Below are 22,505 nucleotides of genomic sequence, written 5' to 3'. Positions count from 1 at the left end.
CCCTCCCGCTAGATCATGCCGTCCGTCCCGCAAGTCAACGCGTCGCGTGCGTTGTTCGACAGGTGTCCTGAACAATCGAACATCAATTAAGTGCCCCAAAAAATGTTGGGAGACAACTGTTTTCGGTAAGAATGGCAACCATGGCTCAGGAGACCTCCGCGCAAAAGATCGCCGACCGGCATGTGACGACGATGGCCGAGTTGAATCCGCTCATCGCGGTCGAACTGGGACTGGGAGATCCCGCCGACGACCGGCTCCCCGATTACTCCCCGGCGGGTTACGAGGCCGCGGCCGCGCAGGCGCGCCGGGTACTCGCCGAGCTCGACGCCGCCGACATTCCCGACGAACTGGGCGAACAGCGCTGCGCCACGCTGCTGCGCGAACGCCTGACCGCCGAACTGGCGGTGCACGATTCGGGGGAGTTCCTGCGCACGATCCGCAATATCGACTCCCCGCTGCATCTGCTGCAGGGCATCTTCACCATGCTGCCCACCGACACCGACGATCAGTGGCGCAATATCGGCGCGCGCCTGGGGCGGATGCCGGTGGCCGTGCGGCAGTACACCGACAGCCTTGCCGCGGGCAGGGACCGCGGCCTGCTGGCCGCGCCGCGTCAGGTCACCACCGTGATCGGGCAGCTCGAGGAGTGGTTGTCGGGCAGCCGTCCCGGCGGCTGGTTCGGTGAATTGATCTCTCCCGCACCGCAGGCCCTGCACGCCGAGCTCGAGACCGGCGCGCTGGCGGCGGCCAAGGCCATCGCCGAGATCCGCGACTGGCTGCGCACCGAATATCTGCCCGCGGCCGATGGCACGCCCGACGCGGTCGGCGAACAGCGCTACAGCCTGCTGGCCCGCTACTGGAACGGCGCGGATCTGGATCTGCGCGAGGCCTACGCCTGGGGTTGGGAGCAGTTCCACGAGCTCGCCGCGCAAATGCGCCAAGAGGCCGAGCGGGTCCGCCCCGGCGCGACGCCGAGCGAGGCGATGCAGTGGTTGGCCACCGAGGGCCCGGCCATCGAGGGGGTCGAGGAGACCCGAATCTGGCTGCAGCAGCTCATGGATCGCGCCATCGCCGACCTGAACGGCACCCATTTCGATCTCGCCGAACCGCTGTTGCGCGTGGAATCGCGGATCGCCCCGCCCGGTACGGCGTCCGCGCCCTACTACACCCAGCCGTCACTGGATTTCTCCCGCCCCGGTCGCACCTGGCTGCCTGCCTTCGGACGCACCCGCTTCCCGGAGTGGGAGCATGTGTCGACCTGGTACCACGAGGGTGTCCCCGGCCATCACCTGCAGCTGGGCCAGTGGATCTACCTCGCCGAATCGCTGTCGAAGTACCAGGTGACCCTGGGCCTGGTGAGCGCGAACGTCGAGGGCTGGGCGCTGTATGCGGAACGGCTCATGGACGAACTCGGCTACCTCACCGATCCCGGCCACCGGCTCGGTTACCTGAATGTGCAGATGCTGCGCGCGCTGCGGGTCGTCCTCGATATCGGTATGCATCTGGAACTCGAGTTCCCCTCGCATTCGCCGTATCGGCCCGGCGAGATCATGACGCCCGGACCGGCCCGCGAGTTCTTCGGCCTGTACTGCGGCCTGCCGTCGGCGCTGTTGGACAGCGAGATCGTGCGGTATCTGGGCTGGCCCGGCCAGGCCATCGGCTACAAGCTGGGCGAGCGCGCCTGGCGGCGCGGGCGGGCCGCGGCCGAGGCGGCCAAGGGCGCGGACTTCGATCTGAAGGCGTGGCATATGGCCGCGCTGTCGATGGGTTCGCTCGGGCTCGACGATCTCGAGCGCGGCCTGGCCGAACTGTAGTTCAGGATCGCGGATGGCTCGGCAGGACGCAGACCGCGTCGAGACCGAAGACGCGGTTGAGGCGTCCGAAGCCGAGCCATGAGCCCAGGCACATGGTCAGTTCCACGGCGTGACGCTGGGAGTACCGGTCCAGGAATCGGGTCCAGAACTCCTCGTCCAAGCCGTGGTGGTCCAGGGCGTATCGTTCGGCGTACTCCGCCGCCAGGCGGGTGCGATCGTCGAACAGTTCGGTGGTGCGCCACTGGGCCACGGCGTCGGCGAATTCCGGTTCGACCTTCTGTCCATCGCGTTCGGTGCGCCAGTCCTGGCAGAACAGGCAGCCGTTGATCTGCGCGATCCGCAGTCGGGCCGCCTCGAATTCGCGCAGACCCAGCGTGCTGTGCGAGTAGACCGCCAGGGCGAATTGCGATGCGGCGGGGCCGATTCCGGGGACCATCTCGCCCCAGACGTATTCGATCGGATCGCGCCCCTCGGGCACATCGATGATCATGAGCTGCTCCTTCCGAGAGCGCCGGCCGCCGGTCGTAGCGGAACCTCCAGCGCGTCGTAGAGTCCGGGTTCGGCGGCGGCGAGCCAGTCGATCGCGCCCACCAGCCGCCCGACCGCGGTGGCATTGCCGCCCGCCGAGCTGTTGCCGTCCTCGTCGCTCGCCTCGACGGTCACCTCGATGCGCGGGCGGCCCTCGACGATGACCCGGTGTGCCCCCTCGCCATTGGGCGGGGTGGGCCAGTCCGGCGCGCAGCCGGGATCGATGCGGGTGATGTGTTCGATCACCAAGCGCGGTTCGCCGTCGACGATGCCCTGCACCTCGAAGCGCACCGCACCCTGGGTGCCCGCGGCGAATTCGCCCATGCGCTCGGTGACGACCGTGCGGTCCAGCGCACGCCGCTCGAGGGTTTCGCGAATATCGGTGAGTGGGACGTCCAGCGCTCGGGCGAGCAGTCGAATCTGCCCGCCCCACACCATGGTCGGCACGCCCGCGGCGAGCATCGGCGGCTGATAGTCCATCGGCTGACCCATGCCGACCAGATAGCGCACCGAATCGGGCTGATCGTAAGTGGTGTAGTCGAAGATCTCCTGACAGCGGAGCACGTCGATCTCCCCACCCAATCCGCTGAGCAGCAGCGGCAGCACATCATTGCCCCAGCCGGGGTCCACACCCGAGACGAACAGCGAGCCGCCGCCTTCGGCGATCGCGGCCAGCACCCGCTCCCGGTCCTGGGCCGGGGCGCTGCGATGGTCGTAGAACGCGTACAGCGCGGGCGTCACGACCACGGCCCCTGCCTCGATGGCCGCGACGACATCGTCGAGCGCCGCATCGGGACGGATATCGCCGGAGGCCGCGTAGACCACCGCCCGCGGCCCGGCGCCGAGCACGGCCGCGACATCGTCGGTGGCCGCGACCCCGAGTTCGCGGTCCAGTCCGGCCAACTCCCCGGCATCGCGCCCGACCTTGTCCGGACTGTGGACGAGGACACCGGCCAGTGACAGCGCCGGATGGGCCGACACCGCGCGCACGGCCGCGCGGCCGACATTGCCGGTGCCCCAGACGATCGTGGGGATCATCCCGTGAAGGTAGCAAGCGCTTGGTTTGGCGTCTCGAAAATGGGACGATACGCGAACTTACAGTTAGCCTTAAAGTTGTGACAGGCCGGTCGACCACGACCCGCCTGCCAATGAAGGGATGACCACCTGATGAACAACCCCGTTGCGCCCCGGCAGGATCCGGTGAATATCGCGATCCTGGTGGCGCCCGGTTGGATGCCGCTCGACGTGCTCGGCGCGCAGACCGCGTTCGCGCTGCTACCCGGGGTCGAGTTCCACTTCGTCGGCAAGACCCTCGACGACGTACCCGCGTTCCCGCCTCTGCCCGCCCATGCCACCACCACTTTCGGTAACTGTCCGCAGGATCTGGACGCCCTGCTGGTGGGCGCGGTCGGACACGAGACCTTCGACGATCCCGAAACCCTCGACTTCCTCGCCGATCGCGCCGACAGCACGCGGTTCCTCGGCGGAATCTGCACCGGCGCACTGCTGCTGGGCGCGGCGGGCCTGCTCGACGGCTATCGCGCCACCACCAATCACCACGCCCACCACTTGCTCCCGCTGGTCGGCGCGATTCCCGAACAGGCCAATGTGGTGCGCGACCGCAATCGCCTCACGGCCGGACCCATCAGCGGCAGTATCGAATTGGGCCTGCATCTGGTGCGCGACCTGTTCGACGAGGAGACCGCCCGCACCCAGGAGTACGTCCTCGAATACGCCCCCGAGGCGGTCTACGGGGTCGGCCACCCACGTGTGGCCGACCCCGCCTACGGCGAGCGCGTCGAAACCCATTACGCCCCGCTGCTCGCGGCGATGGAGTCGCTCGGCGAAACGGTGGCCAGGCGCTTCACCGAGCGAGCGGTCTGATCCTCGGCGCTAAGCTTCTTCTCCTATGGCCCTCGGTGCGACCCTCTACGCCTTCACCATCCAGCTGTCCGATGTCGATCGCGGCGTCTACGAGGAGTGGGAGTCGCGGGTCGCCCGGCATCCATCCGAGACCGCCGAGTTCATGGTGACTCGGCTGTTGGCGTACTGCCTGGAATACACCGAGGGCATTGCGTTCAGTGACGGCGGCGTCTCTTCGACCGATGAGCCCGCGGTGCTCGTGCGCGATCTCACAGGGCGGATCACGACCTGGATCGATATCGGTGCGCCCGATGCGGATCGGATTCATCGGGGGAGTAAATCGGCCGAGCGGTTGGTGATCTACACCCATCGTGATCCGGAGAAGGTGCGTAACGCGTTGTCCGGCAAGAAGATTCACCGGGTGCAGGATATCGTGCTGCACAGTTTCGAGCGGGAATTCATCGATGCGGCCGTCGCGGTGCTCGAGCGGCGCAATTCCATGTCGTTGTCGGTCACCGAGCGGCAGTTGTATCTGAATATCAACGGCACGGATCTCAGTGGCGCGATTCGAGATCATCACCTGCAATAGGTGACAACTGCCACTTACTACGCGGCGTAATAACCTGCGTCACACGACCGTTCCGTCCGGAAATTTAAGTGTTACGGTCTGTCACGTGAAGCGGCAGAACGGTCGAATCGAGTTATCGCCGGGGCCGTCCCGGTTGGCTCGGTATTGGATCGTGGTCGTCGTGGTCGCCGCGCTCACGGTTGTCGGGCTGATCGTTTCCCAGCGCAAGGACGTCGCGGTGGCCGGGCCCGCCGAGCCGCGCGGCGGTCGAGCCGTGAATGTGGATATGGGCGATCGCGCGGTCGTCTACGAGGTCACCGGCGATGCCCCCGGACAGATCGTGTATCTCGACGACCGGTCCACGCCCCAGCGGGTCTCGCAATCGCTGCCGTGGACGCGGGAGATCCGCACCGGCGGACGACCCATTCCGGCCGGTGTGGTCGCGCAATCCGAGCAGGGCGCGCTGACCTGCCGCATTCTCGTGGACGGTAAGGAACAGGCCCGCGATTCGGCCGCCGGGCCGCGCGCGGCGGTGGGCTGCAATCTGGTGACGGTTTAGTCCGAGAGGTCGTCTGATGCTTCAGAAGGACGAACGCACCTGCGCGGCGGCACTGCGCCGATTCGCGGTGTTCACCGCCGCGCGACGATTCGTGATCGCGCTCATCGGTATTCTGCGCGGTAGGGACGGTAGTGCGTCGGCGGGCGTGGGACGGCCGACAGTCGGCGGTCTCGTGCGGCGCTGGGCTCCACTGGTGGTCCTCGCGTGGGTCGGACTGGCCGGGGCGATGAATCTGGCGATTCCGCAGTTGGAGCGGGTGATCGCCGATCATTCGCGGGAATTCGTGCCCGCGAATGCGGCCTCGGCGGTCACGTTGAAGAAAATGGGCGCCGATTTCCACGAATCCGATACCAACAATGTCGTTTTCGTACTGCTGGAACGGCCGAAGGATCCGCTCGGCGACGCCGATCATCGGTACTACAGCGAGTTGCTGGCCGAATTGCAGCGCGACCGATCGCATGTGCAGTCGGCCATGGACGTCTGGTCGAATCCGCAGACGGCGGTGGCGAATCAGAGCGCCGACGGCAAGGCCGCCTACGTCATGTTGCGCCTCACCGGCGAGATGGGCACCACCCAGGCGCAGCGGTCCATCGAGGCCGTTCGCGCGATCGTCTCGGCGCACCCGAAACCCTTGGGCCTCAATGTCTTCGTGACCGGACCGTCGGCCACCGCGGGCGACGAGATCGCCACGGCCGACCACAGCATGGTCGTGCTGACCGTCGTCACGGGCGTACTGATTCTGCTGTTGCTGCTCGTGGTGTACCGGTCGCTGGTCGCGGCGGCGGTGCCGCTGATGACGGTCGGCATCGCGCTCGCGGTCGCCCGCGCGGTGATCGCGCTGCTGGGTGAGCACGGCGTCATCGAGGTATCGATCTTCGCCAGCGCGCTCGCCTCGGCCATGATCCTCGGCGCGGGGACCGATTACGCCATCTTCTTCCTCGGCCGCTATCAGGAGGGTCGCCGCGCGGGCCGGGCGTATCTGGACGCCTATCACAACGCGTTCCGATCGGTCGCGCCGGTGATCCTCGCCTCGGCTCTGACGATCGCCGCCGCCTGCGCCTGCATGCGGACCAGTCAGCTGGGCCTGCTGCGCACGTCCGGTATGGCCTGCGCGATCGGCATGCTGGTCGGCGGCGCGGCCGCGCTCACCCTCACACCCGCTCTCGTCGAAATCTGCAGGCATCTGGGCTTTCTCGAACCCCGGCCCACCCGCTCACCGCTGCGGTGGCGGCGCATCGGCGCGTCGGTCGCGCGCTGGCCGATCCCGATTGCCACGGCCTGCCTCGCCCTACTGCTGGTCTGCGCCGCGGCGCTGCCGAGTATTCGGATCAGCTACAACGAACGGGCCATGCAGCCCGACGACACTGCGAGTAATCTCGGCTATCAGGCCGCCGACCGGCATTTCCCGAAGAACCGGATGTCCCCGGATTTCCTGCTGATCTCCGCCGACCACGATCTGCGCGACGCCTCGGATCTGACCGCCGTGGAACAGGTGAGCGCGAGTGTCGCTCGGATCGCCGATGTCAGTGCGGTGCAGAGCATTACGCGTCCGCTGGGTACCCGGCTGGAACAGGGCTCGGTGCTGTATCAGGCCGGATACATCGGCAATCGCCTGGATCTGAGTTCCTCGGTGATCGAGCAGCGGCTCGATGATCTGTCCTCGCTCACCGGAGGCTTGCAGCAGCTGATCGGCGGGCTCGACGCCATGTCGCGGCAGGTCGACGCGGGCGGCGCGGGCCTGCGCGGGCTGTCGGCGGGTATGGGGGATCTGCGTACCCAGACCCAGCAGATGCAACAGCTGGCATCCACCGTGACCGAAACCGTCGGTCCCGCAAGGCCCTTCGTGGACGGCAATCCGAACTGCGGGAACGATCCGGCCTGCAGTACGGCCAGGCAGCTGTTCGATTCGCTCGACGCCGTCGGGCAGCTGTCGACCGCGCTGGATCAGCTCTCGGCGGGGACCGATCTCACCTCCGGCGCCATATCCAGTCTGGGACAGGGCATTCCGGCGATGGAGAATTCGATCGCGCAGATGCGCACGATGGCGAGCGCGATGATCGCCACGGTGCGCCTGCTGGTTCCGCAGCTGCGCGATATCACGGCCTATCTGCAGGACATCGGCCGCGATACCACGGCCATGGGCTCGGGCCCGTTTCATCTACCGCAGCAGGCCCTTTCCGATCCGCGCTTCCAGACAGCGATGAAGCTGCTGATCTCCGGTGACGGGCGCACCGCGCGGGTCATCGTGTACGGGGAGAACGAGAGCTTCAGCGGCCAGGGCATCGATCGGTCCCGTGCGATCCTCGCCGCGGCGAAGGCGGCGATCAAAGACACTTCGCTGCAGGGGAGTTCGGTGTCGGTGGGCGGCGTCGGCGCGACGATGGCCGATATCCAGGTCATCGCCGATCACGACTTCCGGCTGCTGATGATCATCGTGCTGATCCTGGTGTTCCTGATCGTGCTGATCGTGCTGCGCAGTCTCGTGGCGGCGGTGGCGGTGCTGGGAACCGTACTGCTGTCGTATGTTTCGGCGCTCGGAGTGGGCGTACTGATCTGGCAGCATCTGCTCGGGCAGCCGCTGCACTGGGCCGTGCCGCCGCTGACGTTCATCGCGCTGGTCGCCGTCGGGGCCGATTACAACCTGCTGTTCACCTCGCGATTCAAGGAGGAGGCGGGCGGGGGATTGGCTACCGGTTTGATCCGGGCGTTCGCCGGGACCGGGGGCGTGGTGACCACCGCGGGGATTGTATTCGGCATCACCATGTTCGCGCTGGTCACCAGCAGTAATGCCAATATTATGCAGATCGGCTCCATCATAGGAATCGGTTTGCTGCTTGATACCTTGGTGGTGCGGACCTTCCTGCTGCCCGCGGTGGCGATGCGGCTGGGCCAATGGTTTTGGTGGCCCCTGCGAGGGTTACGCGTGCAACAGTGAGCCGATAGACTTCCCCGGGTCGCCTCACGGGGGGAATGTATGTCGGTGGAATTCGGACGCGTCGTGATCGTCGGTGCGGGCATCTCCGGTCTGGTGACCGCACGCATTCTGCGCGACGACGGGTTCGATGTCACGGTAATCGAGAAAGAGCCCATGATCGGCGGCGTCTGGGCCGAATCACGCGCGTATCCCGGTCTGCGCACGAACAATTCGCAGCAGACCTATGTCTATACAGACCATCTCTGGGATCCTTCCGCCGATCAGTTTCCCACCGCCGAGCAGGTGCGCGATTATCTCGGCTCGTATGTCGCCCGGTTCGAACTCGGTGACCTGCTGCGGCTGTCGACCGAGGTGCTCCGAGTGGAGCGCAACGACACCGGTTTCGAGGTTGAGGCGCGCGGCCCCGACGGTGCGATCCGGCTCGACTGCGATTACGTCGTGGTGTGCGCGGGGACCTATTCCGTGCCGGTAATGCCGGAATTCGAAGGGGGAGAGAGCTTTACCGGCGCTGTCATGCACTCCAGCACGGTCACCGATCCGGCATTGCTCGAGGACAAGCGCGTCGTCGTGGTCGGTGCGGGGAAGTCGGCGCTCGACGCCGCCACCTGGGCCGCCAAGTACGGGCGACGGTCCACGCTGGTATTCCGTCGCCCGCACTGGATGGTGCCACGTTATCTGCCCGGTGGGATTCCCACGGATCATTTCACGCTGGGACGTATCTCCGAGATGTTCGTTCCGTACTATCGGCTCAACCGGGTGGAGCGTTTCCTGCACGGGCCGGGAGCGGTACTGCCGTGGCTGTTCTGGCGGTTCATCGGCCGCTTGTTCCGGACGCTCCTGCGCATGCCCGCCGCGATGGTGCCCGATGAACCATTCGATCGCGGCCGGGACAATCTCGGCTTCGTCTCGGAGTTCTATTCGCTGGCGCGTGCCGGTCGCGTGGATATGTTGCGCGATAGGGTGGCGGCATTGGACGGCGATGAGGTGGTGTTGGCGAGCGGTAAGCGCGTAACCGCCGATATTGTCGTCTGCGCCACGGGATTCCGGCAGGATCTCCGGTTCCTCGCACCGGAGTTGCGCGAGGCGGTGGCCCCCGGCGGTCGTTTCGCGCTGTACCGCCATATCCTCTCACCCACCGAACCACGCCTGGCTTGTATCGGTTTCGCCAGCTCGACCGCGTGCACGCTCACCGCCGAAATGTCCGCGCATTGGCTCGCTCAGGTCTTCGCGGGCGAGCTGGTATTACCGACCACCGCGGAGATGACCGCCGAGATCCAGCAAGCGCAGGATTGGCTCGCCGCGGAATTCCCCGCCCGCCCACAGGGCTATTACATCGGCCAGCACCTCACCCGCCACATCGATGCCCTCCTGACGGATATGGGCCTGCCGACCCGCCGCACTCGCAATATCTTCACCGAGTACTTCGGAACCTTCGGCCCCGCGCGCTATCGCGACGTCGCCGCCCAGCGGCGCGCCACGAAAACAGTTGCGCGATCAGTCCTTTCGTAAATCGATTCTCCGATTCTGTTGTTGCTTTCCGTTTTACTCCGGTTATCCTGGGCTGCGGAAGCGCTCGTTCGGCGAAACCCCTTGCTAAGCGAAGACTTCCATGGTGGGGCCTTCCAAAAAACTACTCGATGTTTAGCGAGGTTCACGACATGGCAGCAGTGGGCTCTACTCTCGCGCGTCGGACACTGGGACGGCAGCTGAACATGATGCGAGAGCGGGCGAGGATCAACCAGGCACAGGCGGCTCGTATCATCGGGATATCGCCGCAGACAATGGGACGTCTGGAAGACGGACTGTCGCTCAGATCTGCGAACGATCTCTTCATGAACGCACTGTGTGATGGCTACCGGGTCAGTGATGAGGAGCGCCGGACGATCCTGGCACTGGCATCTGAGGCCCGGGTGATCGGCAAGCAGGGCGGCGGGTGGTGGCGCGCTCACGCCGATGCTGTTCTCTATCACTTCGAGTACTATCTCCACCTCGAGGAGTCAGTCCGTCAGTTGATGATATGGCGGCATGCGCTCTTGCCGGGATTGCTTCAGACGCCGGAGTATCGGCGCGCTCTAGCCTGGACCGAGGATCCTCAAATATCTCCCGAAACGATTGAGAAGCGAATAGAAATCGCCCGGCACAGGTGGACGCGACTGGAGGAAGGTGCGTTCACGATCAATGTGTTCCTCTCCGAGGCTGCGCTGCGAGACGAGGTTGGCGGCCGCGGAGTAATGGCAGAACAAATGGAGCATCTGTTGACTCGCATGGAGCTGCCGAACGTCTCGATTCGATTGGTGCCCTTCGACGCTCGACACCACCTCGGTTCCACAACAGGCCCCTTCGTCTTCCTCGAGTTCTCAGAGCTCTCGTTCACCAAGCTGATCGAGCCTCCGTTGGTGTACGTCGAGGGGTTCGTGGGTGATTTGTATCTGGAACGCGAAGCGGAGCTGAGCCGGTACCGATACGCGGCTAAAGAAATCGATCGTATAGCGCTGGACCATAATGAATCACGCCTCCGGATCTTGAGGCTCGCGAAAGAGTACGGAGCATGAGTCTGGCTTAGTGCTCAAGGCTACGACATTTGTGCCGGGTAAAGTAGTGCTATGAGCCCCGGCGACTCCAAGAACCCAGCCGGACCGGCCTTGATCTTCACCCCCGCCGAGTGGGACGAGTTCACCGCGAGCCTGCGCGGCGGCGGGTTCGACCGAGCCTGATCGTCCCGTCGGCAGGGCTCTATCCGATCATGGGAAAGTGGCCGGGTTCCATCAATCCGCGCGTATGCCCGAGACGACGAAGATCGGCAGGGCCACGAACAGCCGGTCCTCGCGCGCCCGGGCGGTCTGCTCGTCCAGCCACGCGCCCTCGCCGCCGATATTGGCGAGCATGTGCAGCGCCGTGGCGTCGGTCCACACGATCGTGTGTATTTCGACGACGATATCGGTGAAGCCGGTGTCCAACAGAAGGTTTCGGTATCGTCTGGCGATCAGTGGGTGGGATACGCGCTCCGCGCGGGCGTGGATGAGGCTGCGGGTCAGGGCCGGATCGTCGGAGTCGATGAGGAAGGTGTCCCAGTCCTGGCCGGTGAGGACCGCGCGGCCGTTCGGGGCCAGGACTCGGCGGGCTTCCTGAACGGCCAGTTCGGGTTCGGGGAGCGAGTGCAGGAGTTTATCGGCGCGGTAGCCGGTCACCGAGCCGTCGTCCAGCGGCAGCGCGGTGGCGTCGCCGACGTGGAATTCGCCTGTGGGGCAGCGTTCGACGGCGGCCGCGATCATGTCGGCGTCCATATCGATGCCGATGGCCCGCACCCCGCGCGCGAGCAGTTCGCCGACGGCCCGCCCACCCCCGCAACCGACATCGACCACCGCGTCGCCCAATCCCTGATAGGTCCGTTCACGCACGTCACGGGCCTGAGGCAGTTCGTCGAAGGCGTCGAGCAGGCTGAGCAGTGTAGACATGTCGATCAGTCTGCGACTTAATGTGCACATGAAGTCAATCGGTGAGGTGGCGGCCCGGTTCGGCTTGCCGACCCATGTGCTGCGACATTGGGAGTCCGAAGGTCTGCTGACCCCGGCTCGCGCGGGGGATCGCCGCCGCTACACCGACGCCGACGTACACCGGGTGGCCGCGATCCTGATCGCCAAGGACGCGGGCTTCGGCCTCGCCGACATCCGAACCATCCTGGCCGCCCGTTCCGCCCCGGCCCGCAATGAACTCATCGCCCGCCACCGGGACGAGCTGCTGGCCCGAATCGCCCGAGCCCAGGCCGCACTCGACATGCTCTCGGGCGAATGCACCCACGACGACATCATGACCTGCCCGCATTTCCGAGGGTTCCTGACCGACCGACTGCGGCCTTAGACCGTGTCTCACGTGGAGGTGAGTTGTTTCCGGCGTGTCGGAACGGTTGTGCCGCAGGGCATTCGACCTGCGGCCGACGCGCCCGGGAGGAGGGGCGCTTCATGGAAAGCCCGACACCGAACACTGTTCGCGTGCTCTGATGGAGCAACCCGATACCAGCACTGAGAAGGGATTCACTCATGCCTGATGAAGATCGCTTGGTCGACTGGTACGACTGTTCGGACAAAGAGGACGGCAACTACCCCCACCCGACGGGCGACACCACCAAGTTCATGTCGTGCGTCGCCCGGACGAACGCCTACGAGCGCAATTGCCCGCCGGACACGCACTTCGACCCTGAACGGGGGCAATGCGTTTAGACCCCGCTGGTGCATCGTCGGCAGGAACGTATCGCGCCCTCGAGATCGAACCGCTCGCGCAGTTCGGCGATGGTCGTCCGCGGGAGTTATTCGCGAACGCGTGCGGACAGCCGCGACAAGGCCGTATCCCAGGCCAACCTCGTGGCCGCCGTGATCTCGGCCGGGCGGAACATGCCGTGCCGCATCATGATCTTGTGCGCCTGGGCCTTGGTCTTCAGCGACGCTTTGCTGATATGCCCCGAGTCGAACGGCGGTTGCGGGTCGTACTCCAGGGACAGCTGGATCGCCTCGGCGTACGCTCGCCCGGCGATCTCGCCCGCCATGAAAAGTCCCAGGTCGATCCCCGCCGAGACACCGGCGGCCGTGACGATCTTGCCCTCGTGGACGATGCGCGCGTCCGCCTGAGGTCGAACCCCGAACGGCCGCAACAGATCCAGTGCGCGCCAATGGGTGGTCGCGCTCTTGCCCTCCAGTAGTCCCGCCGCGGCGAGGATCACCGCGCCGCTGCACACCGACAGCGTCCACGATGTCGTCGCATGGACCGTCCGCAACCAGTCGAGGAGCCCTTCATCCCGCGCGGTGGACGCCGTCGCGGCCCCCGAACCCGGAACCAGGACGATGTCGGGTGCGGGCGTTTCCGCGAACGAGTGGGTGGCGCCCAGCATCAGCACGCCGGAATCGGTTGTGATCGGGCCGATCTCGTGCCAGACGAAACGCACCTCGGCATCCGGAAGTGCGCGCAGGACCTCGTAGGGGCCGATGGCATCGAGCGCGGTCATTCCGGGGTAGGTCACGAACGCAATCTGCATGCATCGAGCATGCGAGAGCGGACCGGGCGGCCGCCACGACACATTTATTGCAGATCCGGCCAGCGACGGGCGAACCGCTGCCGATACTCACCCGGAGCCACGCCGAGCTGACGCTGGAATGTCCGATAGAGCGTTTCCGGCCTGCCCAGCCCGACCTCGGCCGCCACTCGATCCAGGGTGTAATCGCTGGTCTCGAGCAGACGTCGCGCGGCCGCGACGCGCGCCCGCTCGACGTAACGGGCTGGGGTGGAACCGAATTCGGCGGCGAATACCCGGGAGAAGTTGCGTGTGCTCATACCCGACTGCCGTGCGAGGGCCTCGACGGTGAGATCGCATGCGAGATTCTCCTCGATCCATATCTGCAGCGCGCGCATCGGTGTCCGGCGTGGCGGTCCGGCCGCGACCGGGGCGCTGAACTGACTCTGTCCTCCGGGACGGTGTAGATAGACCACGAGCCAGCGCGATATCTCCCGGGCCAGATCGGTGCCGTGATCGTCGGCCACCATGGCGATGGCGAGGTCGATACCGGCGGTGACTCCCGCCGAGGTCCAGATCTCCCCGTCGCGGACGTAGATCCGATCCGGCTCGACGCGGATATCGGGATACAGCTCACCGAGCACCGCTCCACCCGCCCAGTGCGTGGTCGCTCGACGCCCGGCCAACAGGCCGGCCTCGGCCAGGAGAAACGCTCCCGTGCACACCGATCCGATGCGCCGGGTCCGGCGCGCGCTGTCGCGGATGCCCTCGACCAGGGCGGTATCGGACCGCGCCGGATCGAATGTCAACCCGCCCGTCACGATCAGGGTGTCCGCGGTCGCCGCGGTATCGCCGAGCGTGCGGGTCGCCGTGACCTCAAGGCCGCTGAACGCTCGGATCGGTCCGGGTCGCGCGGCCACGATCTCCAGGTCGTAGAGCGGTTTGCCGCTCAGTACCGCCGCGGCGTTGAAGACATCCGCGGGCCCGGACAGATCCAGCAACTGGAAGCCGTCGAAGACCACCAGCTGCACCAGTCGCGGGGAAGCGGGCATGGCGACAGCGTAGCTATCTTTCCGCGGCCGGGGCCGATGAGGAACACTGAGCGTATGCGGTGGGAGGAGAAGCAGTGGATCGGTGAGATTCTCGGCGACCGGGTGCTCGAGCGCCGGGTGCTGGCGGGTGGATACTCGCACGAGACTTGGTTGTTCGTCCTGTCCGAGCGCTCGGTGGTGGTTCGGATGGGGATGGGTGAGCACGGGATCGAGGCGGCGGTCATGTCGGCGGCAGGGCGGCATGTTCCGGTGCCGGGGGTGATCGCCGTGACGGCGTCGTCGGCCGACGAACCGCATTCGATGATGCTGCTCGACTATGTGGCGGGGACGCCGCTCGACCGGGTGCTGACGGATAAAACCCTGAGCCACCGGGATTTTCACGTCCTGGGCGAGGAGGTCGGCCGGGTGGCGGCGGGTATCAGCGCGGTGCGATTCGATCGGCCGGGATTCTTCGGCGATTCCGAGCTGACCCTCTCGGCCGAGCCGCCGTGGTCGCAGCAGTTGCCCGTGTTCGCCGAGCGGTGCATGACCGCGACTCCCGATGAGCGCCTGGAACTGTCGGAGCGCGCCGAATGGGCAGAACTGTGCGCCGCCCACGCGCCGGCGCTGGCGGCGGTGGATGATCAAGCCCGCCTGGTGCATTCGGATATGAATCCGAAAAACTTACTCGTCAGCCGTATTTCGGCGGGTTGGCGTGTCGATGCGGTACTGGATTGGGAGTTCAGCTATTCGGGTTGTCCGTATGCCGATGCCGCCAATATGGTCCGCTTCGGTGGTGATTATCCGCAGCCGTTCCTGCGCGGCTTCGCCGCGGCATTCGCCGATTACCTTCCCGAAGATCTCGGCGCCCCAGCCGAATTCGGCTACTTGGGTCGGGTGTTGGATATGTTCGCCCTCAGCGATCTGGTCACCCGAGCGCCCGGCCACCCGGTCGCCGACCGCGCCGCGCGGCAGATCCGCCAGTGGCTCGCCGACGGGGTTCCCGTGTCGCTCTGATTCGCTCCCATCCGTTACCCGCCCCTTCTTATCTGTTACCCGCCCTCGAGGCTGGGTAGTCCCGATAGCGGTGCACCGTTGCGCCCCCCTCTATGCGTCAACGTTGAAGGACGAGATCCCATGAGCACACACGACACCACAACTCTGCTGGCTCAGCTGCGCGCTGTCCGCGATCTCACCAACACCGAAATCCAGATCGCCACAACGCGAATCGCGCAGGCCCGCACCGAGGCGGTACGTCGCGAACTGTCCGAGAACGCCGACAATGCCCGCGCCCGCGCCGAGGCGATCGAGGCGGCCATCCGCGGCCTGGGCGGCGTCCCGCAGCTGGTCGGCCCCCTGCTGGGCCGCGCGGTCGCGGCGGTCAAGGCGCTGGTCGAACAGGCCCAGCCCTTCGACGAGGCCCTGCTGGGCGACCTCATGCTCGAACACCAGCTCCTCGACCGCGCCCGCTACCTGAAGGCCCTCGCGACCACGGCACAGCAGCCGGAGGTCACGGCCCTGGCGGAGCGGCTGATCACCGCGCACACCGCGACCGTGGAGTGGTTGACCACGGTTCTGGCCGAGGATGCCCTCGGCGGACCGGCGGCCTTGCGCCGCACCCCGGTTCAGGCGGCCGCCGGGACCGCGGTCAAGCTGGTCAATATCCCGGTGACCCTGTCCGCTCGCGGCATCGACCGGGCCCTGGACGCCTTCCGGACCACCCCGCCCGCGCTCAGCGAGCTGCTCGCGCGCGGCGCACACGCGGGTGGTGTCGCGGTCAAGACCGTCACCGCCTCCCGCGACGCCGCGCTGGAGGCCGCCGAACGGGTCGCCCGTCGCGAGGGCGCCGATGCCACCGCCGATGCGCTGCATTCGGTCCGGACCGCCACCGGCGTCCTGGAACCCGATGAGCTGCCCGTCCCGCGCTACGACGAGCTGACCGTCAACCAGGCCGTCGCGGCGATCAAGGAATTGTCCGACCCGTCCGACCTGCGCGCGATCCTCGCCTACGAGGAGGCCAACAAGAACCGTCAGGGCGTGGTCTCGGCCACTCAGACCCGCCTCGCGGCCATCGCCCAGGAAGTCACCGGGCGTAACTGACCGAGATCACCGTGGTCGGCCCGGACGCTGTCCGGGCCGACCCGTCTTATGTCATCGAAATAACCCGAGTCGTAAGGCTTTCGGGTAGCGAGCGAGGCAGTTGATTACCCGCGTCGATAACGTCCGAAACCGGGGGACCGAAAATCGAACGAATCGAGCTGTGAAAATCGATTCGCTGCGGAGTGTGCGTTGCGTTGGGGGTGTTGTTCGGGACAGACTTTCCATCATGAGCGCATCAGGCTATCGCTGATGTCATCCGATTCGGAGAGTTCGGTGGGTCGGGCGTGGGCCCGCTTCAGCGACGAGCTCCGGCGGGCGGCTCGCGCCGCCGGAGTGGCCGCGCGGTTCGAGAACGAGGCCCGACTTCCTCCCGAGAGCCTGCGGTCGTTGCGATTGCGCCTGGGCCATCTGCACAGGCAAATCGAGAATCGGCATCGGGCGTGCGCTCGGCTGTATCGCCACCACGCGATGCAGCTGCAACGCTGGTCGGAGCGTCCCGAGGAGAATGTCCTGCCGGTGTTGATGGCCGCGGTCGCGTCCGAATTATCGATGGACAGCGCGGGGCTGACGCTGTTCGACCGGCAGGACAGTGAGGTCATGGTCGCGGCGTCGGATCGACTGTCGTGGACGGCTCAGAATGTGGAATTGACCCTCGGCGACGGTCCGGCCCGGTCCGCGGTGGCCGATCGGCGACCGGTGACGGCCGTGGGTGCGGAGATGATCGATCGCTGGCCGATATTCGGCCCGGCCGCAGCCGAATTGGGCATTGCCGTGGTGGTGGCGGTCCCCTTTCTCGGGGCGGGCGCGCAGAGCGGTGCGTTGTGCGCCTTCGCTGCCCGGCCGCAGTTGGATCTCGATATGCCCCGGGCCGCCGAATGCCTGGCCGATGCGCTGATCGAAACCATACTCAACGGTCTCGACGATGGTGATGTGGCCGAACTCGGCATTCGCGCCCCCGCCTCCGACGATGACGACGGGTTACTGGTCTTGCACCGCGCGATGGGAATGGTCGCGGCGGATCACGGCTGCTCTCCCGCCGTGGCGCTGTCGCTGATGCGGGCCCGCTCGTTCGTCACCGGCGAACATCTCACCACCCTCGCGTACCGTGTCCTGGGCGGCGACTGCGATCTGCGCTGAGAGCGCTCAGCGGCCCTCGACGATCGGGAACCTCCCACGGCCCCAGGACAGCTGCGGAGGTGTGCCCGAGGGCCAATCATGGTGCAGATGTTGGCGATTCGCGCCGAGGTCGCCGATGGCGTGAACCTGCAGACTGCCGTCGAGCAGGGCGGTGGCCTCGGATTCGGTGAGGGGCATGATCGTGGTGTACTGCGGGTCCTCGCCCGCGGTCCAGTCGATGAATTCGGTGAAGACCGAGACGAATCGCTGATCGCACTGCCCACAGTGCAGCAGGCCGACGATGAAATGCGAGTCCTCGACGAGGTTGCGGTCGCGTGGGCAATTGTTCCGGAAGTGCTGCCACGTCGCGTGCTCGTCGTCCCCGTAGCAGGCTGCGCAACCGAATCGTTCTGGCGTACCCGTCATGGACTCATGGTAGATGCGCGTGAAGATTGCTGGGCCGCAAGGGTTCTCGCGACCTGTTCTCGGCGACGACGCGGCGGCGGTGGACCGGATCGACTACGACTGGGCCCGGATGCATCGCGCCATGCGGCCCGGGACGAATCAATGGGTGGTCGCCCTGCGGGCCGCGCAGCTGGATGCCTGGTGCGCGGAGTTTCTCGGCCGTCACCCCGATGCCGTTGTACTGCATCTGGGTTGCGGTATGGACACGCGGGCGTTCCGGCTGCGGCCGCCGCGCGAGGTGCGCTGGTTCGATGTCGATCAGCCCGGCGTCGTGGCCTTGCGGCGCAAGCTCTACAGCGACGGTGACGGCTATCGCATGATCGGTTCGTCGGTGACCGATGCGGGCTGGCTGGAACAGACGCCGACCGACCGTCCCGCGCTGATCGTCGCCGAGGGACTGCTCATGTACCTGCGCGAATCCGAGGTGCGCGCGCTGCTCCGGCGGCTGACCGATCGGTTTCCGCAGGGAGAGATGCTGTTCGACACGTTGTCGCCCATGGGTCCGCGGCTGTCGAAACTGTTCACCAAAGGCATTGTCACCTGGGGCATTCGGGACGGCCACGACCTGGAACGATGGAATCCGCGACTGCGCCTGCTGGACCGTCGATCGGCGCTGGCGGGGTACGAGAAGATTCCCGCCACCGCGCAACGGCTGATGTATCGGTTGGTCTGCGCGACCCCGCTGCGTGACTACGACGTGCTCAATCGTTTCGTGTTCTGAGCAACGCGGCCACGCCGGGCCCGTCGAGTTCGTCCTGTCCCACCGGCCGACCACTGACCGCCAGCAGCAACGGCAGGACGGCCCCGCGCACCTGTGGACCGTCTCCGATCGACAGATCGGCGTCGGTCGCCACCACCCGGACGCCGCGCAGCAGTTCCCTGGCGCCGCCGAAGGATGCCGAGGTGCGCGCCTGTAGGCGAAGCGCGCGGAGGACGGCGTCCTGCGGGTAGGCGCGGGTGAGTCCCAGGGGGCGACGGATGTCCTCGCCGTGTACGACCTCCTCGACCAGACGGGTGTCGAGGGGTGCGGGGGGAGTGCTCCGCCGATCCGCGACCCCGCGCAGCCGCCGCAATGTCTCCTGCGGCGACGCGCCGAGCTCACGGGCCACCCCGCGCGCGTTCTGGCGGTGGAAGTCGAATCCCGCGCGGGCGAGCCCGATTACGAAGCTCAGCCGTGTTGTGCGGGCCGCGTTCACCAGATGCGCGGCCACCTCGCGCACACTCCAGCCGGGGCACAGCGACGGCGTCTCCCACTGCTTGTCGTCGAGCCGCGACAGATCCTCGATCAGCGCCCAGCGCTCCGCGTGCACCATCGACCACACATCGTCCCGCACGGTTTCTCCTCCGCTCGATCGCCGGGTTCGTCAGTGCAGACCGGTCGGGCCGCGCGAACTCATCGGCCGCGACCGGCGTGACTATCATCGAATCCATCGACGACGGACACATCTGGTACGCCGCATACGGTTCCAATCTCCACGCGCGCAGGCTGGCGTACTACATCGCGGGCGGTACGCCGCCCTGGACCGCGCACACCTATCCCGGATTCCGCGACGGCACACCGCCGCGGCGGACCGTGCCGCTGCGCCTGCCCGGGACGATCTACTTCGCCTGGCAGAGCCCGGTGTGGGGTGGTGGCGTCGCGTTCTATGCCGACAGCCCCGAGCCCGATTGGCCGGTCGGGGCCGCGGCGCGCGGATATCTGCTCGGCCGCACGCAGTTCGCGGATCTGCTCACCCAGGAGATGTACCGGGTGCCGGGGCAATGGTACGAACCGGATCTGGATCAATTGCTGGCCGCCGGATGCCTGCGGTTGGGATCCGGACGCTACGAAACGCTGCTGCACGTCGGAGATCTGGAGGGGTGTCCGATCGTAACCTTCACCGCGCCTTGGGATCCCGCGACGGTACGATTGCGTCGTCCCGCGCCGGGATATCTCGCCATGCTCGCCGCGGGGCTGCGCGAGGCGCACGAGTGGGACCAAGAGCGGGTCATCGAATACCTCGCCGCCCTGCCCGGGGTCCACGGACAGTACGACGCCGCGGAATTGGCCGCGCTCGCCGAACTGCCCTGGCAATTGCCGTAATCGGTTGCGCCTATGGCTCATTCGTATTCTTCGCGAATGGCTCGCGCCACCTGGGCAATTCCGGTATCGATCAGCGCCCGCAGCAGTTTCGTATCGGTCGCGACCGCGATCGGCGGCAGCCCGGGTGTGATGAGGTAGCGACCGTTCCCGGCGACATCCTGCCAGCCGAGCCGGAACCGGGTGATGCCGTCCGGCCCGAATCTGGAACGGGTCTGCGCGATATGGATCCACCCGGAACTCGGTCTTCTGGTTCCGACCGCCGGTAGTTCGGCGATGATCGCGTCGGTCAGCTTCGGCGCGGCCCGCGCCGTGACGACGAAACCGCAACGGATCGACCCGCCGGGCTTTCGATCGTCGGATTCGACGACCATCAGACAGATATAGGGTTCGGTACCCGGCAGTCCGGGAGTCCCCTCCGCCCTCGGCGCCGGCTTCGCTTGCCCAGCCATCGTTTTTCACCCTCCCCGGTGAATCCCCACCCGCCGAACACGTTATTACAGATCGGCGTCCGGGCACATCCATCCAGGAAAGGATCTCGGGTAAACCTGGGCTGTAGTGGTCACCCGAATGCAATTGTGTTGTCGCCGGGTCTCATACGATGGGCCCGTGCTGAGTTGGCGCAATCCGCGAATCATGGATGCGGCCGTGGCCCTGATCCTGTTCGGTGCCACCTGCTGGGTGGGCAGCGCATATGAACCGGCGGGATTTCTGCGGTTCGATCCGTGGGCGTTCCTGCTGACCGGGTGGGTCTGCCTGCCGCTGGCGGCGCGTCGGATCGCGCCGATGCTCACGCTCGTCACGTCGGCGGCCGGGTACCTGGCGTACCTGACGCTGGATTACTACCCGAGTTTCAATGTGTACGGGCCGCTGGTGGCCTTCTACACCCTGGCGGCGACGCGCTCGGTCCGGCAGACGGCGGTGGGTGCGGTGCTGTTCGGGGCGGTGCTGTTCTACAGCGCCTGGCTACCGGACATACCGGCGGCGGTGGCGATCGCCCAGGGACTCGGAATGCCGCCGGTGGTGTGGGTATTGGCGAGCGTGTCGCGGCGGCTGGCGTTGCGCAATCGGCAATTGGCCGAGGCCACCGAGCAATTGCGGCGCGAGCAGCGGTTCCGCATCGAACACGCCGTCTCCCAGGAACGGATCGAGATCGCCCGGGAGCTGCACGATGTTGTCGCCCATCACATCTCGGTGATCTCCATGCAGGCCGGGGTGGCGAAGTACGTCTTCGACAGCGACCCGCCCGCGGCCCGGGCCGCCGTGCACACCATCGGCGACACCAGCCGGGAAACCCTGGAGGAGTTGCGTCGGGTGCTGAAGCTGTTGCGCACCAGTGATTCCCCGCCCGACGCCGAACCGGCCCCCGGGTTCGGTCGGCTGGAGGCGCTGATCGAGCGGGTTCGCGGGGTAGGCGTGGACGCCACCCTGACAATCACCGGATCGGTCGACGATCTGCCGACGGGCCTGCAGCTCACGGTGTATCGCGTCATCCAGGAGGCGCTGACCAATGTCATCAAGCACGCGGGCCCGTGCCGGGTCACCGTCGCGGTGCATCGCGATTCGCGGAAGCTGACCGCGACCGTCACCAACGACCGGGGCTCGATCGTCGCGCGGGATCCCGCCGCGGGCGGACACGGTTTGCTCGGAATGCGCGAGCGCGCGCGGGTTTACGGCGGAACGCTCATCGCGCGGCCGCGGGCCGAAGGGGGATACACGGTAGAGTTGGCGGTGCCCTGGTCGGTGTGCTTCGGAGGTTTACCCGGCGGATGATCAGCGTACTTGTCGTCGATGATCTACCGCTGATCCGCGCGGGCCTGGTCACCCTGCTCAACGCCGATCCGGATCTGTCGGTCGCGGGCGAGGCCGGTGACGGTGAGCGGGCCGTGGCGCTGGCCGCGCAGACGAAACCCGATGTGGTGGTGATGGATATCCGCATGCCGGGCGTCAACGGCATCGCCGCCACCCGTCGCATCCTCGCCGAATGCGATCCGCGGCCGCGGATTCTCGTGTTGACCACCTTCGACCTCGACGAGTACGTCTTCCAGGCGCTGCGCGCGGGCGCGTCGGGGTTCATCCTCAAGGATTCCGAACCAGAACGGCTGCTGGGCGCGATCCGGTCGATCGCCGAGGGGGACATGCTGTTCGCGCCGACGGTCACCCGGCGGCTGATCGAGAACTATCTGCGGCAGGGCGAATCGGCCGAACCCGCGCTGTGCCCCGAACTGGAGGCGCTGACCACGCGCGAGCGCGAGATATTGCGGCTGGTCGGCACCGGGGCGGGTAACAACGACATCGCCCGGCGGCTGAGTATCAGCGAGGGCACGGTCAAGACCCATGTCAACCGGGTGATGACCAAACTCGAACTCAACAGCCGCGCCCAGGCCGTCGTGGCCGCCTACGAATCCGGTCTGGTCACACCGCGATGCCCCGGCGGGTAGGCG

Annotated in this window: 25 protein-coding genes; 17 read left to right on the top strand and 8 right to left on the bottom strand. The window is 66.6% G+C overall.

Annotation, left to right across the window (positions count from 1 at the left end; genetic code table 11):
* Window positions 1-140 precede the first annotated feature (140 nt).
* On the top strand, window positions 141-1,814 hold the full coding sequence (locus NP4_RS21510; protein WP_082876079.1) for a DUF885 domain-containing protein: 1,674 nt from the start codon (window positions 141-143) through the stop codon (window positions 1,812-1,814).
* A gap of 1 nt (window position 1,815) precedes the next feature.
* Here the strand turns inward: NP4_RS21510 and NP4_RS21505 are convergent, their stop codons facing one another.
* Entirely contained in the window at window positions 1,816-2,304 is a 489-nt protein-coding gene (locus NP4_RS21505) for a carboxymuconolactone decarboxylase family protein (protein ID WP_068000562.1), read from the bottom strand.
* Entirely contained in the window at window positions 2,301-3,380 is a 1,080-nt protein-coding gene (locus NP4_RS21500) for an NAD(P)H-dependent amine dehydrogenase family protein (protein ID WP_068000559.1), read from the bottom strand. The genes NP4_RS21505 and NP4_RS21500 overlap by 4 nt, the downstream gene beginning before the upstream one ends.
* A gap of 129 nt (window positions 3,381-3,509) precedes the next feature.
* Here NP4_RS21500 and NP4_RS21495 point away from each other — a divergent pair, with 129 nt between their 5' ends.
* From NP4_RS21495 to NP4_RS40080, 7 genes are all read left to right on the top strand, one after another.
* Window positions 3,510-4,226 carry a DJ-1/PfpI family protein gene (locus NP4_RS21495; protein WP_068000556.1) on the top strand — a complete coding sequence of 239 codons (717 nt, stop codon included), beginning with the start codon at window positions 3,510-3,512 and terminating at the stop codon, window positions 4,224-4,226.
* 25 nt (window positions 4,227-4,251) lie between these two features.
* Window positions 4,252-4,794, top strand: a complete 543-nt coding sequence (locus NP4_RS21490; protein WP_068000553.1) for a YaeQ family protein — start codon at window positions 4,252-4,254, stop codon at window positions 4,792-4,794.
* Between the two features lie 85 nt (window positions 4,795-4,879).
* Window positions 4,880-5,332 (top strand): MmpS family transport accessory protein, encoded by a 453-nt coding sequence (locus NP4_RS21485; RefSeq protein WP_169813781.1) that lies wholly within the window; start codon window positions 4,880-4,882, stop codon window positions 5,330-5,332.
* 16 nt (window positions 5,333-5,348) lie between these two features.
* Window positions 5,349-8,267, top strand: a complete 2,919-nt coding sequence (locus tag NP4_RS21480; protein WP_082876077.1) for an MMPL/RND family transporter — start codon at window positions 5,349-5,351, stop codon at window positions 8,265-8,267.
* A gap of 45 nt (window positions 8,268-8,312) precedes the next feature.
* Window positions 8,313-9,776: a flavin-containing monooxygenase gene (locus NP4_RS21475; RefSeq protein ID WP_169813780.1), complete on the top strand. Its 1,464-nt coding sequence runs from the start codon at window positions 8,313-8,315 to the stop codon at window positions 9,774-9,776.
* Window positions 9,777-9,925: 149 nt separating this feature from the next.
* Window positions 9,926-10,819 carry a helix-turn-helix domain-containing protein gene (locus NP4_RS21470; protein WP_169813779.1) on the top strand — a complete coding sequence of 298 codons (894 nt, stop codon included), beginning with the start codon at window positions 9,926-9,928 and terminating at the stop codon, window positions 10,817-10,819.
* A 51-nt stretch (window positions 10,820-10,870) separates the two neighbouring features.
* Window positions 10,871-10,981 (top strand): DUF397 domain-containing protein, encoded by a 111-nt coding sequence (locus NP4_RS40080; protein WP_082876075.1) that lies wholly within the window; start codon window positions 10,871-10,873, stop codon window positions 10,979-10,981.
* Window positions 10,982-11,032: 51 nt separating this feature from the next.
* Here the strand turns inward: NP4_RS40080 and NP4_RS21465 are convergent, their stop codons facing one another.
* Window positions 11,033-11,722, bottom strand: a complete 690-nt coding sequence (locus tag NP4_RS21465) for a methyltransferase domain-containing protein (protein ID WP_068000540.1) — start codon at window positions 11,720-11,722, stop codon at window positions 11,033-11,035.
* Window positions 11,723-11,750: 28 nt separating this feature from the next.
* Between NP4_RS21465 and NP4_RS21460 the strand changes: the two genes are divergently transcribed.
* Both NP4_RS21460 and NP4_RS21455 read left to right on the top strand, forming a co-directional pair.
* Complete coding sequence (locus tag NP4_RS21460) at window positions 11,751-12,125, top strand: helix-turn-helix domain-containing protein (RefSeq protein ID WP_068000537.1); 375 nt, start codon at window positions 11,751-11,753, stop codon at window positions 12,123-12,125.
* A gap of 179 nt (window positions 12,126-12,304) precedes the next feature.
* Window positions 12,305-12,484 carry a carbohydrate-binding module family 14 protein gene (locus NP4_RS21455; protein WP_068000532.1) on the top strand — a complete coding sequence of 60 codons (180 nt, stop codon included), beginning with the start codon at window positions 12,305-12,307 and terminating at the stop codon, window positions 12,482-12,484.
* 86 nt (window positions 12,485-12,570) lie between these two features.
* Here the strand turns inward: NP4_RS21455 and NP4_RS21450 are convergent, their stop codons facing one another.
* Together NP4_RS21450 and NP4_RS21445 are read right to left on the bottom strand one after the other, a co-directional pair.
* A complete protein-coding gene (locus tag NP4_RS21450) occupies window positions 12,571-13,293 on the bottom strand; it encodes a DJ-1/PfpI family protein (protein WP_068000529.1) in 723 nt (240 codons plus the stop codon).
* Between the two features lie 44 nt (window positions 13,294-13,337).
* Window positions 13,338-14,321 carry a GlxA family transcriptional regulator gene (locus NP4_RS21445; RefSeq protein ID WP_068000526.1) on the bottom strand — a complete coding sequence of 328 codons (984 nt, stop codon included), beginning with the start codon at window positions 14,319-14,321 and terminating at the stop codon, window positions 13,338-13,340.
* A gap of 54 nt (window positions 14,322-14,375) precedes the next feature.
* Between NP4_RS21445 and NP4_RS21440 the strand changes: the two genes are divergently transcribed.
* From NP4_RS21440 to NP4_RS21430, 3 genes are all read left to right on the top strand, one after another.
* Entirely contained in the window at window positions 14,376-15,317 is a 942-nt protein-coding gene (locus tag NP4_RS21440; RefSeq protein ID WP_068000522.1) for a phosphotransferase, read from the top strand.
* Between the two features lie 120 nt (window positions 15,318-15,437).
* Window positions 15,438-16,400 (top strand): DUF8129 domain-containing protein, encoded by a 963-nt coding sequence (locus NP4_RS21435; protein WP_068000519.1) that lies wholly within the window; start codon window positions 15,438-15,440, stop codon window positions 16,398-16,400.
* A gap of 249 nt (window positions 16,401-16,649) precedes the next feature.
* A complete protein-coding gene (locus NP4_RS21430; protein WP_068000516.1) occupies window positions 16,650-17,537 on the top strand; it encodes a hypothetical protein in 888 nt (295 codons plus the stop codon).
* A 6-nt stretch (window positions 17,538-17,543) separates the two neighbouring features.
* Here NP4_RS21430 and NP4_RS21425 read toward each other — a convergent pair whose 3' ends face one another.
* On the bottom strand, window positions 17,544-17,942 hold the full coding sequence (locus tag NP4_RS21425; RefSeq protein ID WP_068000513.1) for a hypothetical protein: 399 nt from the start codon (window positions 17,940-17,942) through the stop codon (window positions 17,544-17,546).
* A gap of 19 nt (window positions 17,943-17,961) precedes the next feature.
* Here NP4_RS21425 and NP4_RS21420 point away from each other — a divergent pair, with 19 nt between their 5' ends.
* Window positions 17,962-18,702, top strand: a complete 741-nt coding sequence (locus NP4_RS21420) for a class I SAM-dependent methyltransferase (RefSeq protein WP_245997533.1) — start codon at window positions 17,962-17,964, stop codon at window positions 18,700-18,702.
* Here the strand turns inward: NP4_RS21420 and NP4_RS21415 are convergent.
* Window positions 18,683-19,294 carry a maleylpyruvate isomerase family mycothiol-dependent enzyme gene (locus NP4_RS21415; RefSeq protein ID WP_068000729.1) on the bottom strand — a complete coding sequence of 204 codons (612 nt, stop codon included), beginning with the start codon at window positions 19,292-19,294 and terminating at the stop codon, window positions 18,683-18,685. The genes NP4_RS21420 and NP4_RS21415 overlap by 20 nt on opposite strands.
* Before the next feature lie 98 nt (window positions 19,295-19,392).
* Between NP4_RS21415 and NP4_RS21410 the strand changes: the two genes are divergently transcribed.
* The gene (locus NP4_RS21410) at window positions 19,393-20,064 is read left to right on the top strand and encodes a histone deacetylase (RefSeq protein WP_114755573.1); all 672 of its coding nucleotides are present in this window, start codon (window positions 19,393-19,395) and stop codon (window positions 20,062-20,064) included.
* Between the two features lie 17 nt (window positions 20,065-20,081).
* Here the strand turns inward: NP4_RS21410 and NP4_RS21405 are convergent, their stop codons facing one another.
* Entirely contained in the window at window positions 20,082-20,513 is a 432-nt protein-coding gene (locus NP4_RS21405; protein ID WP_147287908.1) for a hypothetical protein, read from the bottom strand.
* Between the two features lie 157 nt (window positions 20,514-20,670).
* Here NP4_RS21405 and NP4_RS21400 point away from each other — a divergent pair, with 157 nt between their 5' ends.
* A complete protein-coding gene (locus NP4_RS21400) occupies window positions 20,671-21,834 on the top strand; it encodes a sensor histidine kinase (protein WP_169813778.1) in 1,164 nt (387 codons plus the stop codon).
* Window positions 21,831-22,502 carry a response regulator gene (locus tag NP4_RS21395; protein ID WP_068000504.1) on the top strand — a complete coding sequence of 224 codons (672 nt, stop codon included), beginning with the start codon at window positions 21,831-21,833 and terminating at the stop codon, window positions 22,500-22,502. The genes NP4_RS21400 and NP4_RS21395 overlap by 4 nt, the downstream gene beginning before the upstream one ends.
* Window positions 22,503-22,505 lie beyond the last annotated feature (3 nt).

Source organism: Nocardia pseudobrasiliensis NBRC 108224, assembly GCF_001613105.1.
In the GTDB taxonomy this organism is placed as follows: domain Bacteria; phylum Actinomycetota; class Actinomycetes; order Mycobacteriales; family Mycobacteriaceae; genus Nocardia; species Nocardia pseudobrasiliensis.
The sequence above is the reverse complement of the archived record's forward strand: the minus strand, read 5'-3'. Positions and strand labels throughout refer to the sequence as shown.

Bases quoted from the DNA above. Each gene is read 5' to 3' on its own strand.
- NP4_RS21510 (WP_082876079.1), top strand. From the start codon at position 141: ATGGCTCAGGAGACCTCCGCGCAAAAGATCGCCGACCGGCATGTGACG.
- NP4_RS21505 (WP_068000562.1), bottom strand. From the start codon at position 2,304: ATGATCATCGATGTGCCCGAGGGGCGCGATCCGATCGAATACGTCTGG.
- NP4_RS21500 (WP_068000559.1), bottom strand. From the start codon at position 3,380: ATGATCCCCACGATCGTCTGGGGCACCGGCAATGTCGGCCGCGCGGCC.
- NP4_RS21495 (WP_068000556.1), top strand. From the start codon at position 3,510: ATGAACAACCCCGTTGCGCCCCGGCAGGATCCGGTGAATATCGCGATC.
- NP4_RS21490 (WP_068000553.1), top strand. From the start codon at position 4,252: ATGGCCCTCGGTGCGACCCTCTACGCCTTCACCATCCAGCTGTCCGAT.
- NP4_RS21480 (WP_082876077.1), top strand. From the start codon at position 5,349: ATGCTTCAGAAGGACGAACGCACCTGCGCGGCGGCACTGCGCCGATTC.
- NP4_RS21470 (WP_169813779.1), top strand. From the start codon at position 9,926: ATGGCAGCAGTGGGCTCTACTCTCGCGCGTCGGACACTGGGACGGCAG.
- NP4_RS40080 (WP_082876075.1), top strand. From the start codon at position 10,871: ATGAGCCCCGGCGACTCCAAGAACCCAGCCGGACCGGCCTTGATCTTC.
- NP4_RS21465 (WP_068000540.1), bottom strand. From the start codon at position 11,722: ATGTCTACACTGCTCAGCCTGCTCGACGCCTTCGACGAACTGCCTCAG.
- NP4_RS21460 (WP_068000537.1), top strand. From the start codon at position 11,751: ATGAAGTCAATCGGTGAGGTGGCGGCCCGGTTCGGCTTGCCGACCCAT.
- NP4_RS21455 (WP_068000532.1), top strand. From the start codon at position 12,305: ATGCCTGATGAAGATCGCTTGGTCGACTGGTACGACTGTTCGGACAAA.
- NP4_RS21450 (WP_068000529.1), bottom strand. From the start codon at position 13,293: ATGCAGATTGCGTTCGTGACCTACCCCGGAATGACCGCGCTCGATGCC.
- NP4_RS21445 (WP_068000526.1), bottom strand. From the start codon at position 14,321: ATGCCCGCTTCCCCGCGACTGGTGCAGCTGGTGGTCTTCGACGGCTTC.
- NP4_RS21440 (WP_068000522.1), top strand. From the start codon at position 14,376: ATGCGGTGGGAGGAGAAGCAGTGGATCGGTGAGATTCTCGGCGACCGG.
- NP4_RS21435 (WP_068000519.1), top strand. From the start codon at position 15,438: ATGAGCACACACGACACCACAACTCTGCTGGCTCAGCTGCGCGCTGTC.
- NP4_RS21430 (WP_068000516.1), top strand. From the start codon at position 16,650: ATGTCATCCGATTCGGAGAGTTCGGTGGGTCGGGCGTGGGCCCGCTTC.
- NP4_RS21425 (WP_068000513.1), bottom strand. From the start codon at position 17,942: ATGACGGGTACGCCAGAACGATTCGGTTGCGCAGCCTGCTACGGGGAC.
- NP4_RS21415 (WP_068000729.1), bottom strand. From the start codon at position 19,294: ATGGTGCACGCGGAGCGCTGGGCGCTGATCGAGGATCTGTCGCGGCTC.
- NP4_RS21405 (WP_147287908.1), bottom strand. From the start codon at position 20,513: ATGGCTGGGCAAGCGAAGCCGGCGCCGAGGGCGGAGGGGACTCCCGGA.
- NP4_RS21395 (WP_068000504.1), top strand. From the start codon at position 21,831: ATGATCAGCGTACTTGTCGTCGATGATCTACCGCTGATCCGCGCGGGC.